The sequence below is a fragment of the Serratia sp. K1WW1 genome, from assembly GCF_055790865.1.
This window is the reverse complement of record NZ_CM147697.1, coordinates 1,015,959-1,032,891: the sequence shown is the minus strand read 5'-3', so window position 1 is coordinate 1,032,891 and position 16,933 is coordinate 1,015,959. Positions and strand designations below refer to the sequence as shown.

Below are 16,933 nucleotides of genomic sequence, written 5' to 3'. Positions count from 1 at the left end.
GAGAAAGTCGTGACCAAATCCTCACGGAGAGTTCACAAATTTGTGATAACTGGGAACGCTGCATTAATGCGTTGAAAGTTTAAATGGAATTTCTAATTTGGCGGGGTACGGGCTAAGAGGGAAAAATGAAGGAGCGCAGCCTCTGGCGCGCCCCTGGATAGGAAGTATGTCAGCCTATCGGCATAACTTACTCATCTTCAAGATAAGTATAGCCATACAGACCAGCCTCGAACTCTTCGACAAATTGCGCCTGCAACTCCGCGTCAAGATCGGTTTCTTTCACCTGATCGCGGAATTTAGCCAGCAGCGCGATCGGATCGAGCTGCACGTATTCCAGCATATCAGCAACAGAGTCGCCTTCATCAGACAGCTCGGTTTCTACGCTGCCATCAGGGAATACAAACACATCCACCGACGCCGTATCGCCAAACAGGTTGTGCATATTGCCCAGGATTTCCTGATAGGCACCAACCATGAAGAACCCCAGCAGAGGCGGGTTTTCCGGATCGTACGGCGGCATCGGCATGGTGGTGGCTACGCCGTCACCATCAATATAGTGATCGATGGTGCCATCGGAGTCACAGGTGATATCCAGCAATACCGCACGGCCTTCCGGCGGCTTGTCCAAGCCTTCCAACGGCAAGACCGGGAACAGCTGATCGATACCCCAGGCATCCGGCATCGACTGGAACAGTGAGAAGTTGACGTAGAACTTGTCCGCCATCCGCTCCTGCAATTCATCAATGATTGGCCGGTGCGCGCGATTGCTCGGATCGAGCTGCTGCTGGATCTTGTTGCAGATGTTCAGATACAACTGCTCGGCATAGGCACGCTTGGTCAGATCCAACATGCCATGGGCATACTGGGTATGCACATCGTGCAGATCCATCTGGCTATCGTGCAACCATTCACGCAGCGAACGACGGTTTTCCGGCTCGTTCATTTCCTGCCAGGTTTCCCACATGCTTTCCAGCGCGCGCGGCGCATCTTCGACCGGGGGAACCGGCTCACAGAATTCGTTGCGCTCAACGCCAATAACGTTGGAAACCAGCACCGTATGGTGGGCGGTTACGGCACGGCCAGACTCGGTGATCACCGTTGGATGCGGCAGGCCATGCTCATTACAGGCATCACCGATCCCCCAAATCACGTTGTTGGCATATTCATTCAGGCCGTAGTTGACCGAACAGTCGGACTGCGAACGGGTGCCTTCATAATCCACACCCAGGCCGCCACCCACGTCGAAACATTGAATGTTTACGCCCAGCTTATGCAGCTCTACGTAGAAACGCGCAGACTCACGTACGCCAGTGGCAATATCGCGAATATTGGCCAACTGAGAACCCAGGTGGAAATGCAGCAATTGCAGGCTATCCAGGCGGCCCGCTTCACGCAGGGTCTCCACCAGCTTCAATACCTGAATGGCGGCCAGACCGAACTTGGATTTTTCGCCACCGCTCGACTGCCATTTACCTGCCCCTTGTGACGCCAGGCGGGCACGGACACCCAGACGTGGTACCACATTCAGGCGTTCGGCTTCTTCCAGCACCATCTGGATTTCCGACATCTTTTCGATCACCAGGTACACTTTGTGCCCCAGCTTTTCGCCGATCAGCGCCAGACGAACATATTCACGGTCTTTGTAGCCGTTACAGACGATCACCGAACGGGTCATACCGGCATGGGCCAGTACCGCCATCAGTTCCGCCTTGGAGCCGGCCTCCAGCCCCAGTGGTTCACCGGAGTTGACCAGTGATTCAATCACGCGGCGGTGTTGGTTCACCTTGATCGGGTAAACCAGGAAATAGCCGCCTTCATAGCCGAAGGATTCACGCGCACGTTTGAACGCGGCGTTAATGGAACGCAGGCGATGCTGCAAGATCTGCGGGAAGCAGAACAAGGCAGGCAGGCGCTGGCCATCTTTCTGGCGTTCTTTCACCAACTCGGCGAGATCGACGCGCGCATGCGGGACGTCGGGGTCCGGGCACACGCTGATGTGGCCCAGCTCATTGACGTCAAAGTAATTGTTGCCCCAGTAGGCGACGTTATAAGTGCGCAGCATCTTGCTGGCATTACGATCATTCATGGCAACCTCCTGCATGGAGCGTAAAGAGATATTTTCACCCGCTACTGACGGGCGTTGGATCGGCATATCATCAGACATTACTCGCCTCACCTTGCATACTGACGATATAGTCAGCCACTATCGCAGCTACAACCCGCGAGAACAACCCGGAAACACCCCATTCTAGCAGTGAATTCACCTGCCGTTCGTGGTCAGCGATCGGTTTATACCCAATAGATTTATTGTAAGACACCCTGTTCAAACCTCGTGAATCGGGTAAAGAATCATCCCACAGAAGGCTGTAGGCTACCCTTGTTCAGTGCTTCAGACAGCCGTTAACCGGCCCGAGCATCCTGAGTAGCGCCCAGATGTGTGTAACATCGGGTAGATGGTGTAGAGACAAGACGGGAAATAGCAGAAGAATGCGCGCCAGAACGGCACTGCTGTTGCGAACCAACAACCAGTAGACAACGGATCATTAATCCAACCACCTCCACGCATGCCGCCCACAAAGAACGACAAAGCCTCTATATAGTGTAAGAACATGAACGTTCAATGAAGCGGCGGCCCCCTCATGGGGTACCTACGGCTGGTCTTGGCGCGGCGTTGCCGGGTTTTACAGAAGGTAACGATTTTCTGTAACACGCTGTGCACCAAATGAACCGCGCGCGCAGTTTATACCGGACCCCCGGGCAAAATGCAAAATGAAAATTCGCCAGAAACTGTTTCAAGCGATGAAAATGGCGGCAAGCGGTTTGCCCAAAAGAGCGTTAGGGCAAAAAATTGCTGGCAATCCGGCTAAAGGCTGACCTAAAATAGACGTCCAGATGTTAATCCATCTATACTGATTAACCGATAAACTGCTTAACGGCTTTGCCTGAGGGGCGTTGCAGGATGCATCTCGCCATCAGCGGAAGACCCTTCGCTTTGATGCCCGGATCTCCAGCGCTGTGCAGTAATTTCCAACCCGTCTTTTGCAAGGTAAAGAACACCATGGCTAAACACCTCTTCACGTCCGAATCTGTTTCCGAAGGACATCCGGATAAAATTGCCGATCAAATCTCGGATGCCGTTCTTGATGCCATCCTGGAACAGGATCCAAAAGCCCGCGTAGCCTGCGAAACCTACGTGAAAACCGGCATGGTACTGGTTGGCGGCGAGATCACCACCAGCGCCTGGGTCGATATCGAAGAGATCACCCGTAAAACCGTGCGTGAAATTGGCTATGTCCATTCCGATATGGGCTTTGATGCCAACTCCTGTGCCGTATTGAGCGCCATCGGTAAACAGTCACCGGATATCAACCAGGGTGTCGACCGTAGCGATCCGCTGGAGCAAGGTGCTGGCGATCAGGGCCTGATGTTTGGTTATGCCTCTAATGAAACCGACGTGTTGATGCCTGCGCCAATCACTTATGCCCACCGTCTGGTTCAACGCCAGGCCGAAGTGCGTAAAAATGGCACACTGCCTTGGCTGCGCCCAGACGCCAAAAGCCAGGTCACGTTCCAGTATGACGATGGCAAAATCGTCGGCATCGATGCCGTGGTGCTGTCCACCCAGCATTCCGATGATATCGAGCTGAAAGATCTGCAAGAAGCGGTGATGGAAGAGATCATCAAGCCGGTACTGCCAGCCGAGTGGCTGACCGCAGGCACCAAATACCACATCAACCCGACCGGCCGTTTTGTTATCGGTGGCCCAATGGGTGACTGTGGTCTGACCGGTCGTAAAATCATCGTTGATACCTACGGCGGCATGGCCCGTCACGGTGGCGGCGCGTTCTCCGGCAAGGATCCTTCCAAGGTTGACCGCTCTGCGGCCTATGCTGCACGCTACGTGGCAAAAAATATCGTGGCCGCGGGTCTGGCAGATCGCTGTGAGATCCAGGTGTCCTACGCTATCGGCGTGGCAGAACCAACCTCCATCATGGTGGAAACCTTCGGCACCGAGAAGATCTCGACCGAGCAACTGACCCTGCTGGTGCGTGAGTTCTTCGATTTGCGCCCATACGGCTTGATCCAGATGATGGATCTGCTGCAACCGATTTACCGTGAAACCGCAGCTTACGGCCACTTTGGCCGAGAACACTTCCCATGGGAAGCGACCGACAAGGCTGCCCAACTGCGTGAAGCGGCTGGTTTGAAGTAAGACTGAGCGTTAGACGTAACAACGGCGAGCCTGAGGCTCGCCGTTTTCGTTTGTAGATGGGTGCTCGTAGATCTCTATACCCTATGGATTTCAAGTTGCAGCTAGGCAACAAGCTATCTCATCCCCAGGAGCTTACGTTTTTGTAAGTGACTGGGGTGAGATAGTGCAGGTAACAACGCTGCGACTTGAAAGACGACGGGTATACGCTTACACCCAACGGGCGGGAGCAGGCCCCCGCCGTTGGGTTGCCTTACCGTTCGGATCCGTAGGCCAAAATGGCCGCAACCTCCGTGTTGCCCGATCGAATGCGCAGCTCACAAAGCTTGCTGCGCGTTATCCATACCAACAAGATTACGGTGGTACAGATAACGACCAGTTTTACGATATCTCCTCTGTTTGGCATTATGCCTCCTTATCCTTGCCTCGCGGCGAGTAAGAAGCTAACCTAACGTTGTTGGGCGTTAGAGTTGGCCTCGGGTTGATATTATCGACCTGGGGCTTTTCTCTTTGTACCTTTCGCTCAGGCTCCAGATACAAAGATCCAGAGCACCCACCCGCAGTATATTCATCTCACCAGCCTGACTGGCGGCCGTTTTACCCCTAACTTTCAACTTTGCGCAGTGCCACGCAATGCATTGTAACGGCCTGAAAAAAGCGCTAAATGACAGTGGCAACATTGCTAAATGTGTAAGAGGGCAGGCATGAACTTACCTGAACGGTCACAATGCCGCGCCTCTTGTAGAGAGAAGGATGAAGTGTGTCAGCAGTCTGAAACGACGAACCGTAAGTCCGTCGCTTGAGTTTGTATGAGATGGGTGCTCGTAGATCTGTACGCTTACAACCAACGGGCGGGAGCTCGCCCCCGCCGTTGGGTTGCCTTACCGTTCGGATTCGTAGGCCAAAATGGCCGCAACCTCCGTGTTGCCCGATCGAATGCGCAGCTCACAAAGCTTGCTGCGCGTTATCCATACCAACAAGATTACCGTGGTACAGATAACGACCAGTTTTACGATATCTCCTCTGTTTGGCATTATGCCTCCTTATCCTTGCCTCGCGGCGAGTAAGAAGCTAACCTAACGTTGTCGAGCGTTAGAGTTGGCCTCGGGTTGATATTATCGACCTGGGGCTTTTCTCTTTGTACCTTTCGCTCAGGCTCCAGATACAAAGATCCAGAGCACCCACCCGCAGTATATTCACCTCACCAGCCTGACTGGTGGCCGTTTTACCCCTAACTTTCAACTTTGCGCAGTGCCACGCAATGCATTGTAACGGCCTGAAAAAACCAAGGGCCCAGCAATTCTGAGCCCTTGGTGGCAAAGGTGGTAACCGAGATAGTCTACGAAGTTTGCTTACGCAGCAGATAGACAAAGTACGGCGCGCCAATAAAGGTCGCCAGCAGCCCAGCAGGGATTTGGTAAGGGAACATCACCATCCGGCCACACCAGTCCGCAAACACCATCAGCAGGCCGCCTAGCAGCGCAGCAATCACCATCTGCGGCAGCGCCCGGCGGAATCCCAACATGCGGGCCATATGCGGCGCCATCAGGCCAATAAAGCTCAGCGGCCCAACGGTTAGCGTTGCCATCGCCGTCAGCGTTGCCGCCAGCAGCAAAATGCTCATCCTGGTCGGCGTCAGGGCAATCCCTACGGAACGTGCTGTAGCGCCGCCCAACGGCAGAATTGTCAGCCAACGTCTACACAGCGGGGCCAACACGATCAACACGCCAGCAATCGCCGCCGTACGTATTGCCTGCGGAGCATCCACCGAGTAGGTTGAGCCGGAAAGCCACACCAACAGCCCCCCCATACGGGGATCGCCACTGGCCAGCAGCAGGAAAATGGTCGTGCTAAAGGCGGTGCTGAGGGCGATCCCCGCCAACAGCATGCGTTCGGTAGAGAATCCGCCGCGCCCAGCCGCAATCATGATGATCAACAGCGTAGCCGCCGCCCCCAGACTCCCGGCGGGTAACAGCCACATAAAAGCATTACCAGGAACGATAAACAGCATCATCACCACGCCGAAAGCCGCGCCGGAACTGATCCCCAGCACTTCCGGGCTGGACATCGGGTTACCGGTCAGTTTCTGGATCAGCGTTCCGGCTACCGCCAGCATCATCCCGGCCGCCAGGGCAGAAACCACTCGTGGCCAGCGCCAAGGCATCAGCGCCTGTAATTCACTGCCTACGCTCCAGTGCCAGCCGTGGGGGTTTTGCCCAAACATCAGCGCCACCGCAATCCCGGCCAATAGTAAGACGCTCCCCAGCAGGATCCATATCGGCAAGTTGCCACGTTCGACAGGCACTTTGTCGCCTAGGTCCATCGGCGGCGGGGTTGCGCTGCTGCGTAAGCGTGGTAACAACCAAAGCAGCAACGGCGCACCAATCAGTGCCGTCGCCGCGCCGGTCGGGATTTCACGCCACACCAGCGTCAGCCAGATCATCACCTGATCGGTCAACCACAGCAGCAATGCCCCCAATAGTGGAGCCAACATCATGCGGTGGGCCAAACGGCGAGCTCCCAGCATCTTGGCCATCAGCGGGGCAAATAGGCCGATAAAACCGATCACACCGACCGCATTGACCAACATGGCGCTGAACACAATCGCCACCGCCAACGCGGCAAAGCGCGACATTGCCAGGCCCAGGCCCAGATTACGTGCCACGCCGTCATCCAACCCTAACAGCGTTAATGGGCGGATCAATAACGCGGCCAGTACGGCAACCAGCAGCAAGCGCGGCAGGATAAACTGCACCGTCCCCCAATCCTGCTGATTTAGCGCTCCGGTGCTCCACAGGAACAGGCCTTGCAGCTGATCGTAATTGAACAACGCCAGCAAGCTATTGACCGCCCCGCAGTACAGGCCAAGTACCAGACCGGCCAGAATCAACGTCACGGGCGACATCCGTTTGCCCCAGGCAACGCCGAACACCAGCCCGCCGACCACAATGGCACCGACCATCGCCGCCAGCTGTCGGGTCAATTCGCCCCCTGGCAGCATCCACAGCGTGGCAATCGTCAAGCCTAGCTGAGCCCCGGCAGCCACGCCGAGCGTGGCGGGTTCCGCCAAAGGATTGCGTAATACCTGCTGGAACAGTACGCCGACCAATCCCAGTCCGGCCCCCACCAGCAACGACACCGACAGGCGTGGCAACAGGCTGTAGTGGAACAGCATCTGATCGACATTGTCGATATCTGGCTGAACCAACGCCTGCGACCACTGGCTCCACGGCAGTTGATGCAGCAGGTTGAAGAGCGTCAGGCTACCCGCTGCGGCCAGCAATAACAGGATCAGCGCTATCGGCAAGATACGCAGGCGTGCACTCATGAGCGAGTCTCCTGCGCCTGCTCCAGCAAGCGGCAAAAACGCATGGCCGACAGCGTGGCACCGTAGAACCACACCGCTGGCACCTGCCGCAGTTGGCCCTGGCGGATAAACGGCAAGGCCTGCCACAACGGCGTCTTGCTGACCTTATCCATCATGGCTTGATTACCGTGATCGAGATAAATCGCTCGCGCATTGTTTATTGTCGCCAGGCGTTCGATCCCCACCACCGAGGTCCCCCAGAAGTTGGTTTCCCCCTGCCAGGCATTCTCGATGCCTAGCTGATCCATCACTTCCTGAAACAGGCTCTTCTGGCCGATCACCAACACGTGCCGAGGATCGAGCAAAGAAAACAGCAGCAGCGGCTGTTGCCGATACCCCGCCAGGCGGTTACGCGCCTCCCGCATAAACGCATCAAACTGTTGCAGATGCTGGGTAGCCCGCGCTTCCAGACCTATCCGCTGTGCCAATTGCAGCAACGAGTTTTTGCCCACGGTGAGCGGTTTACCGCTGCCGTCGTTAAAGCCAAACTCCATGGTCGGGCCAATAGGCTGCAGTTTTTGTGGCGAAGGGCCATAGCCTTTGGAAAGCAGGATCAGAGAAGGTTTGAGCTGTTGCAACAGCTCCAGATTAGGTTCGGTACGTTGACCGACGTCGATCACCGAGTCCGGCAACCCAGGATCTTGTACCCACAGGTTGTAGTTGTGGATATCGGCCACCGCCTGCGGCATCACGCCCAGTGCGATCAGCAGCTCGACCGGTAGCCACTCCAATGCCGCGATACGGGTGATATCGGGCAAACCTGTCGCTCGCGACGGTAAAGAGAACAACAGAGGCGATAAAGCCATCGCCGTTAATAAACGCCGGCGCAGCGGGTCATGATGGAAATCGGCAGAGGTAGGCATTAATAAACGAAGCTCACTGGTGCACCGCCACTTGGATGCGGCAATATGCCCATCGGGATGCCATAGATCTGTTCCAGCACCGGCCCTTGCATCAGTTCGAGCGATGACCCCTGGGCAATCATTTCGCCGCCACGTAATGCCACCAGATGGTCGCAATACCGAGCCGCCATGTTGATGTCATGCAGCACTGCAATCACCGTCAGGCCGCGCTCATGGCTCAGGCGTTGGATCAACGTCAGCACTTCAACCTGATGGGCAATATCCAACGCCGAGGTCGGCTCATCCAGCAACAAACAACGGCTATCCTGCGCGACCATCATCGCCAGCCAGGCCCGTTGACGTTCACCGCCGGAGAGGCTGTCTACCAGGCGGTTGGCAAAGGGTCGGAGCCCCACCAGCCCGATTGCCTCTTCTACCAGCTCGCGATCGCCAGCCTTGAAACGGCCTAAAGCGCCGTGCCACGGGTAGCGCCCGATGGCGACCAGTTCGCGCACCGTCATCCCTTCCGCTGCGGGCAATTGCTGCGGCAGATAGGCTACTTGGCGAGCAAAGGCTTTGCTATCCCATTGGCCCAGCGGTTGCCCGTTAAGCAGCGCCTGGCCGGAGGTAGGATTTTGGTGACGACCGAGGATTTTCAGCAACGTGGATTTGCCGGAGCCATTATGCCCAATCAAGCCACACACTTTGCCTTGAGGAAAGACTAATGACAGCGGCTGTAACAGCACCCGCCCTGGCACGGCAAAGCTCACGCGGTCGAGCTGGAACGTAGCATCGCGATTAAGGTGTTTATCCTGCATAGGCCCTGCTTGGCGGGGAGCGACCAAAGGCCGCTCCCGTTAGCCGATTAGAAACTGAAGGTTGCCGTGGCGACCACTTGACGTTCTGCACCCCAGAAACAGCCATAGGTGGCGAAACAGCTAGAGACATACTCTTTATCAAACAGGTTGTTAACGTTAAGCGCTACGGAAGAACCTGGCAGGTTGAAGCGCGCCAAATCATATTTGATCACGGTATTCCACACGGTGTAGTCCGGCACTTTGAAGGTGTTGGCTTCATCACCATAGGTTGAGCCGGTATAACGCACACCCGCGCCCAGCGTCAGGCCACTCAATGCGGTTTCATGGAAGGTGTAATCCCCCCACAGCGAGGCCATATGCTTAGGAATGATCGCCGGCGTATTGCCCTGGTTGGTGGTGTCTTCGGTGTATTCAGCATCGGTATAGGTATAGGACGCCAGCAGGTTGACGTTAGCCGTCAGCGCCGCTTTGCCTTCCAACTCTACGCCGCGAGAGCGGATCTCCCCGGTTTGCTGCTGGAACCAACCTTTATCGGCATGCTCAACATCCGTGACCAGGTTATTTGACTTGGTCAGTTGATAGATGGCAATGGTGGCAGAGACAGGGCGATCTTTTGGCATGTATTTCACACCAGCTTCATACTGTTCGCCTTTGGAAGGAACGAAGGCTTTGCCGTCATAACCTGCGCCCACGTTCGGCTCGAAGGATTGTGCGTAGCTGACATACGGCGAGATGCCATTGTCGAACAGATAGTTCAGGCCAATGCGATTGGTTGACTGGTGATCTTTCTGCTCGCTGTAGGGGATCGTAGCCATGTCGGTGCGATCTTCAACGGTGCTCTTAGCCCAGTCATAGCGCGTACCAGCAGTCAGGATCCATTGGTTCCACTCGGCCTGTTCCTGCAGGTAAATGCCCACCTGCCGTTGACCATTGACCTTACTGGTTGGGTTTAACGCCCCCTTGGTATAATTACCAAACTGCGGGTTGGCCAGATCCAGTGGACTGGCCACGCCCCAGCCGCCCTGAATATCGTTGCTCATGCGCATAAAGTCTACGCCGGCCAGCAGCGTATGATCCACGCGGCCAGTAGCAAACTTGGCCTGGCCCTGGGTATCGACGCTGAAGTTATTCAGGCGCTCATCCGAAGCGATATAGTTACGGTTCAGAGTCGTGTTGTCGGCGTTTACGCCAGTGCCATAGATATTGTTCTGATTGGTATGCAGCTGCATATAACGCAGGTTCTGGCGTACGGCCCAGGTATCATCGAAATCATGAGAGAAGCTGTAGCCAAACATCCGCGTCTGGCGCGAATAGAAGTTACTCTTTTCACCTTCGTTGAAGCTGGTTGGCAGCTTGCCATAAGGCGCGTTGACCACCGTTCCCTGCATCGGCAACCAGCCGTAGTAGCCGAGGTTAGGATCGTTTTGCAGGTAAGAGTACAGCGTCAGGTTGGTATGCTCATCGGGCTGCCAACTGAATGAAGGCGCAATGGTATAGCGTTTTTCCTTGGCCATCTCCTGCTGAGCGTCTGCGTCTTTGGCCAAACCGGTCAGGCGGAAGGAATACTTGCCGTCATCATCCAACGCATTGCTGAAATCAAAACCAGTCTGGAACAGGTTATCTGTGCCCATTTTAAATTGGATTTCTTTCAGCGGTTCCGTGGTTGGGCGCTTGCTGATCAGCGAGATAATCCCACCTGGGCTGCTTTTACCGTAAAGCACGGAAGAAGGCCCGCGCAGCACTTCGGCCCGCTCCAGGAAATAAGGATCGATTACGGCTTCGTTAAAATAGTCGCCTTGCAGCTTCAAACCATCCAGATAGATATTCTGGTTGACCGAGCCAAAACCACGAATATAAACCGCATCATAGACGTTGGAACTACCACGGCTGCCCACCATTACACCAGGGGTGAAGCCTAACGCTTCTTTCACCGAGGAAGGCTGCATAACGTCCATTTGTTCACGCGTGACCACAGACACCGACTGAGGGGTCTTCACCAGCGGCGTATCCGTTTTGGTGCCGGTCGCGCTGCGTTTCGCCACGATGGTGCCAACTGGGCCCCAGGCGCTTTCCTGTGAAGCACCACCGCTGCCGCCCCCTACCACCGTAATAGTATCGGCATCCGCGGCAGCCGTCGTCTGAGCTGCAACCGCAGGCAAGGTTAGCGTAGCCGCGATCGTGGCAGCCAAAACGCTTACGGGGAACAAGCCTGATTTGGCCGGTGATGAGGAATGACGCTTGGTCGGCATGTCTGGTTTCTCTGATGTGGTTTGATAACGAATGTGAACGAGAATAATTATTATAAGCGCGGCATTTTATGCAGAAGGCTAGCGGAACTGCAAGCGTATTTCGGCCGTAAAAAAGCTATGGGATTGGCGTGGTAACCGCATTAACAGCGTGGAAATAAAACCAACGACAAAGAAAGGAAAGCCCGTAACAGAACGCTACGGGCTTGATAACACAGTAAAATCAAATAATAAATAGGCTTAACATAACGGCTGGGGTTTATTTGCCAAACATATCTTTTATCCAGCCAGCAACGCCGTCGGCATCTTTCTGTTCGCCGGCTTGCTGCTGTTGAGTTTGTTGCTGCTCGGCCTGGCTTGCCTGGCATAGCCCTTGCGGGTTTTCAGTCCAAACCGGGATGGTGCGCCAAATGCTGCCACCACAGATAAAGTTACCGGCAGAATCAATCCCCATCTGGCTAATGCCTTCCGGTTGTTGCAGCTTCAGCACCAGCGGCGTCTGGTTTTCCAGATAGCGGCGATACAGCGTCAAGGCACCGTTGGCACCCGTCAGTTTGGCCGGGCCGTTATTGTCACGCCCTACCCAGGCAATCGCCACTTCCTTGCCGTCGATACCGGCAAACCAGCTATCACGCAGATCGTTGGTGGTACCGGTTTTAGCGGCCAGGTTGTAATTAGGGAACTTGACCGACAGCGAACGGGAAGTCCCGCGTGCCACACCCTGCTGCATCGCATACAGAGTCAGGTATGCCGCCTGTGCTGGCACCATACGTTCCGCCTGTGGGAAGCTTTGATACAACGCTGTGCCGTCTTCCGCAATCACCGAACGCACGGCAGACAGCGGCGCACGGTTACCCCCGCTGGCGATGGTCTGGTATTCCTGTGCCACTTCCATCGGCGTCAGGCCGATGGCCCCCAGCAACATGGATGGCACCGGAGTGATCGCCGATTTAGGAATACCCAACTTTTGCAGGGTCGCGCTGATCTGATCCAGCCCCACCGACATCCCCAGGTTGACCGTAGGCACGTTGAGCGAGTTGGCCAACGCGTCCACCAGCATCACCCGGCCACGGAACTGGCGATCGTAGTTATTCGGCTGCCACGAGCTGCCGTTCGGCAGTTTGATTGACAGCGGCTGATCGGCCAGCCAGGTATTGAGCCGATACTTATCCGGTTCCGACAGCGCGGTCAGATAGGTTGGCGGCTTGGCCAGTGACCCTACCAGACGGCGCGCCTGCAGCGCACGGTTGAAGCCGGCAAACTGAGGATCGGCACCGCCCACCATGGCTCGAACCTCTCCGGTAAAGCGATCGACAATCACCATCGCCGCTTCCAGATCGTTCAGATGACGCGCAGCACGCAGCGCCGGGATACCGTCTTCCACCGCCTTCTCGGCCGCATCCTGTGAAACCGGATCCAGCGTAGTGAAGATCTTCACGCCGGAAAGATCGTTAACCTTGTCACCCAGCTTGGCCTGCAATTCCTGGCGCACCAGTTGCATAAACGCAGGCTGCGGTGAAATCACCCCACCTTTCGGCTGTACGCCCAGCGGGCGAGCGCTCAGCATGTTATACAGCTCAGCGTCGATCACTCCCTGGTTCTGTAACAGCTTGAGCACCAGGTTACGGCGCTCCAGCGCCAACTTGGGGTTACGCCAAGGGTTATACAGCGAGGCCCCTTTCACCATGCCCACCAACAGCGCCTGTTGATCCAGACTCAGTTCATCGACCGGGCGACCAAAGTAGTACAGGCTGGCCAACGGGAAGCCACGGATCTGATCGCTGCCGCTCTGGCCGAGATACACCTCGTTCAGATACAGCTCCAGAATACGGTCTTTGCTATAACGGTAATCCACCAGCAAGGCCATGTAGGCTTCGTTAAGCTTACGCCACAACGAACGCTCGTTGGTCAGGAACAGGTTTTTTACCAGCTGCTGAGTCAAGGTACTGCCGCCCTGCACCGCACGCCCGGCGGTCAGGTTAGCCACCACGGCACGGCCAATGGAGTAGAAGCTGATACCATCATGCTCGTAGAAATGACGGTCTTCGGTAGCGATCAGCGTGTCGACCAGCAAGTCTGGGAAACCAGAGCGCGGAACAAACAGGCGTTGCTCGCCATTCGGCGATTGCAGCATGGTGATCAGACGCGGATCGAGGCGGAAGAAGCCAAAGTTACGCTGATTTTCCATGTTGACGATTTTCGCCAGACTATTGTTTTGGAAATCGAGGCGAGCGTGGATCTGGCCTTCTTTGCCATCCGGGAAATCAAACGGGCGGCGCAGCATCTCGATGCTGTTGGCCTGCACGGTAAACTCCCCTGGCCGGGTCATACGGCTAACCTGGCGATATTGCATCCCCTCCAGCAGGGCGACCATTTCCTTTTTGCTATACGGCATGCCCGGCTCAAGGTTAACCATGCGGCCATACACCGCCGCCGGTAACTGCCAGACTTTGCCATCGATGCGGCTACGGATCTGGGAATCCAGATAAACACCGTAGATTGCCAGCAGCACCGCAATCACCAGGAACAGTTTTATCAGCAGGCCGAGCCAACGGCGCTTTTTACGCGGCGACTTCGCTTTTACCTTGGGCGGCATGCGTTGTTCCTCTTCGTCGTCATCGTACTCATCATCGTCATACTCATCCTGATACTCGTCTTCTTCATAATCGTCGTCACGTTGACGACGCACCGCTTTACGCGGCTGATTACGTTTTGGTTGTTTGCCTTTGCGCCCGATGGGCTCGCGGTCATCCCCAGCCATTGCGGTTCTTCTCCACGCTTGCTGCAATTTATACCCTATGGATTTCAAGCTGCGGCTAGGCGACAAACTATCTCATCCCCAGGAGCTTACTTTTGGGTAAGTGACTGGGGTGAGATAGTGCAGGTAACAACGCTGCAGCTTGAAAGACGACGGGTCCGTTATTTTGTCGCTTAATCTGTCCCTAAGCCATCTGGCTGAACAGAAGAAACATCTGAATTCGTTACTGGTATTTCTTGGTGCGCCTGGTGGGGGCGGTATTGGCCGGATCGTCTGGCCATACGTGCTTGGGATAACGCCCCTTCATTTCCTTTTGCACCTCGCGGTACGCCCCTTGCCAGAAGGCGGCCAGATCGCCGGTGATCTGCAATGGCCGGTGTGCCGGAGAGAGTAACTCAAGCACCACCGGGATGCGACCCTCAGCCAACGTTGGGCTACGCTGTTCACCAAACATCTCCTGTAAACGCACTGCCAATACCGGCGGTTTATCGGCATCGTAGCGGATCGGCAAGCGGCTACCAGTCGGCACAGCATAATGAGTTGGCAGGGCATTATCCAGCCGTTGCTTTTGCTGCCAGTTTAACCGGCGGGCCAAGGCCTCAGCGATATTGACCTGCTTTAATCCGCGCAGATCGCGAACGCCGCTCAATGACGGTAGCAACCAGCTCTCCAGGGTGTCGAGCAACGTCTCGTCATCCACCGGCGGCCAGTCAGCCTCTGGCAACCAACGCTGGGCACAATGTAAACGCAGGCGCAACTGTTCGGCAGCGGTGTCCCAGTTAAGCACTGCCAATCCCTGGGCGCGGACCCAATTAATCAGTGCCTGTTGCAGTTCCTCTTCCGCCGGTTTGGCCAGCGGCTGAGCCCGCAGCGTTAAGCGGCCAATCTGTTGACGCTTCCAAGCCCGTAGGGTGCCCTTTTCTTCATCCCACTCGACGGCGGTCTGGCTGCTGACAATCTCGGGCAACCGAGCCACCAACGCATCAATTTCGATCGGTAACGCCAGCAGGATACGGGCATCCGGGCTGTTATGGCCTTGCAACAGGCTGGGAATAATCAACCAGGGAGCCCTGGAGAGCGCTTCGTCCTGATCCATCGCTGCGCCCAGGCCATTGGCCAACAGATAGCGCCCATCCTGCCCGCGCCGTTGGGCGATACGATCGGCAAAAGCCTGCGCCAGCAAAGGAGCGGCCAGATCGGCATCAATCTGCCCACTTTTTTGCGGTAAGCGCTTACTCAGTTGCGCCGCCCGGCGTTGCCAATGCGGCTGTGGACGGCTTAGCCAATAGCCGATATCCATCTGCCCGCTGCGTGGCGGTTCCTCCAGCAATGCGGCCAACATCGCCGCCGTGGCTAATCCATCGGCCCCCATCTTGGCACCGTCGCACAGCATGGCCGCCAGTCTGGGTTCACACCCCAACCCGGCCATTTGGCGACCAAAGGTTGTGAGTTTCTCACCGTCATCGATAGCCGCCAGGGTATGCAATAAACGGCGAGCGGCAGCTAATGCGGCCAACGGCGGCCGATCGAGCCAGGTGAGTTGATCCACCTCCACGCAGCCCCATTGCAGCAGCTCCAGCCAGAAGCTGGCCAGATCGCTTTGCAGGATCTCCGGTTCAGCATGTTCTGCAGCGCGCTCCGCCTGCTCTTTGGCAAACAGATGCCAGCAAATTCCAGGTTCCAAACGCCCAGCACGCCCGGCGCGTTGGATCATCGAAGCCTGGCTGATGCGTTGGGTGACCAATCGCGTCAGGCCATTACGGACGTCATAACGCGCTACGCGCTCCAGCCCGCTGTCGACGACCAGGCGGATGCCTTCAATGGTCAAACTGGTTTCGGCAATATTGGTCGCCAACACCACTTTACGCCGCCCGTGCTGCGCCGGTTGGATCGCCTTTTGCTGCTGTGCCAACGGCAATGCGCCATACAGCGGGCAGAGATCGGTATCCGCTGGCACTTCGCCAATGAGCCGTTCCTGCACGCGGTTAATCTCCGCCACGCCGGGTAAGAATAACAACAGCGAACCTGATTGCTCAGCCAACAGGCGCTTCACCGCCGAGGCAACGCCATCCTCCAGCCGTTGGTGACTAGGTAATGGCTGGTACTGCCGTTCAACCGGGTAGCTGCGCCCTTCCGACACCACCACCGGCGCTTGCGGCAGCAGTTGCGACAGCCGCGCATTATCCAGCGTCGCCGACATGATCAGCAGTTTCAGATCGTCACGCAGCCCCTGCTGTACATCCAGCAGCAGGGCCAGAGCCAGATCGGCCTGTAAACTACGCTCGTGGAATTCATCAAGAATAATCAGCGAGACGCCCTGCAGTTCAGCGTCCTGCTGCAACATGCGGGTGAGAATGCCCTCGGTCACCACCTCCAGCCTCGTCTGTGGCCCGCTTTTGCTCTCGGCACGCATGCGATAGCCCACCGTTTGACCCGGTTCTTCACCCAGTTGTTGCGCCAAGCGATAAGCGACGTTTTTTGCCGCCAGCCGCCGTGGCTCCAGCATGATGATACGCCCCGGCAGCCCGGCTTTTGCCAGGATCTGCAACGGCAGCCAGGTGGATTTCCCGGCACCGGTGGGGGCATGCAACAACACCTGTGGGGCAGATTGCAGTGCGGCAAGCAGCTCATCAAGAACCGCGCTGACGGGCAGTGAGGACACAAAACTCTCCATGGGGTAGTTAATGGACAG

General features: G+C 56.3%; 12 protein-coding genes. 1 reads left to right on the top strand and 11 read right to left on the bottom strand.

Annotated features, from left to right (window positions below):
- Positions 1–187: 187 nt before the first annotated feature.
- The 3 genes from speA to ACX9GU_RS04605 form a co-directional block, all read right to left on the bottom strand.
- The gene (speA, locus tag ACX9GU_RS04615; RefSeq protein WP_473193987.1) at positions 188–2,164 is read right to left on the bottom strand and encodes a biosynthetic arginine decarboxylase; all 1,977 of its coding nucleotides are present in this window, start codon (positions 2,162–2,164) and stop codon (positions 188–190) included.
- A 236-nt stretch (positions 2,165–2,400) separates the two neighbouring features.
- Positions 2,401–2,544, bottom strand: coding sequence for a hypothetical protein (locus tag ACX9GU_RS04610; RefSeq protein ID WP_438691342.1), 144 nt, complete (start codon positions 2,542–2,544; stop codon positions 2,401–2,403).
- A gap of 369 nt (positions 2,545–2,913) precedes the next feature.
- Complete coding sequence (locus ACX9GU_RS04605; RefSeq protein ID WP_021179752.1) at positions 2,914–3,060, bottom strand: hypothetical protein; 147 nt, start codon at positions 3,058–3,060, stop codon at positions 2,914–2,916.
- Between ACX9GU_RS04605 and metK the strand changes: the two genes are divergently transcribed.
- Positions 3,059–4,213 carry a methionine adenosyltransferase gene (gene metK / locus ACX9GU_RS04600; RefSeq protein ID WP_473193986.1) on the top strand — a complete coding sequence of 385 codons (1,155 nt, stop codon included), beginning with the start codon at positions 3,059–3,061 and terminating at the stop codon, positions 4,211–4,213. The genes ACX9GU_RS04605 and metK overlap by 2 nt on opposite strands.
- Before the next feature lie 250 nt (positions 4,214–4,463).
- On the opposite strand, the gene ACX9GU_RS04595 is transcribed toward metK, so the two are convergent.
- The 8 genes from ACX9GU_RS04595 to hrpB form a co-directional block, all read right to left on the bottom strand.
- Positions 4,464–4,616, bottom strand: a complete 153-nt coding sequence (locus ACX9GU_RS04595) for a Hok/Gef family protein (RefSeq protein ID WP_037375722.1) — start codon at positions 4,614–4,616, stop codon at positions 4,464–4,466.
- 475 nt (positions 4,617–5,091) lie between these two features.
- Positions 5,092–5,244, bottom strand: a complete 153-nt coding sequence (locus ACX9GU_RS04590) for a Hok/Gef family protein (RefSeq protein WP_024484362.1) — start codon at positions 5,242–5,244, stop codon at positions 5,092–5,094.
- Positions 5,245–5,549: 305 nt separating this feature from the next.
- Positions 5,550–7,538, bottom strand: coding sequence for a Fe(3+)-hydroxamate ABC transporter permease FhuB (gene fhuB, locus ACX9GU_RS04585; protein WP_473193985.1), 1,989 nt, complete (start codon positions 7,536–7,538; stop codon positions 5,550–5,552).
- Positions 7,535–8,440 (bottom strand): Fe(3+)-hydroxamate ABC transporter substrate-binding protein FhuD, encoded by a 906-nt coding sequence (gene fhuD / locus ACX9GU_RS04580; RefSeq protein WP_473193984.1) that lies wholly within the window; start codon positions 8,438–8,440, stop codon positions 7,535–7,537. Before fhuD ends, fhuB begins: the two co-directional genes overlap by 4 nt.
- A complete protein-coding gene (fhuC, locus tag ACX9GU_RS04575; RefSeq protein WP_473193983.1) occupies positions 8,440–9,237 on the bottom strand; it encodes a Fe3+-hydroxamate ABC transporter ATP-binding protein FhuC in 798 nt (265 codons plus the stop codon). Before fhuC ends, fhuD begins: the two co-directional genes overlap by 1 nt.
- A 47-nt stretch (positions 9,238–9,284) precedes the next feature.
- Positions 9,285–11,486, bottom strand: coding sequence for a ferrichrome porin FhuA (fhuA, locus tag ACX9GU_RS04570; protein WP_473193982.1), 2,202 nt, complete (start codon positions 11,484–11,486; stop codon positions 9,285–9,287).
- Between the two features lie 256 nt (positions 11,487–11,742).
- Entirely contained in the window at positions 11,743–14,244 is a 2,502-nt protein-coding gene (gene mrcB / locus ACX9GU_RS04565; RefSeq protein ID WP_473193981.1) for a bifunctional glycosyl transferase/transpeptidase, read from the bottom strand.
- 220 nt (positions 14,245–14,464) lie between these two features.
- A complete protein-coding gene (hrpB, locus tag ACX9GU_RS04560) occupies positions 14,465–16,915 on the bottom strand; it encodes an ATP-dependent helicase HrpB (protein WP_473195110.1) in 2,451 nt (816 codons plus the stop codon).
- Positions 16,916–16,933 lie beyond the last annotated feature (18 nt).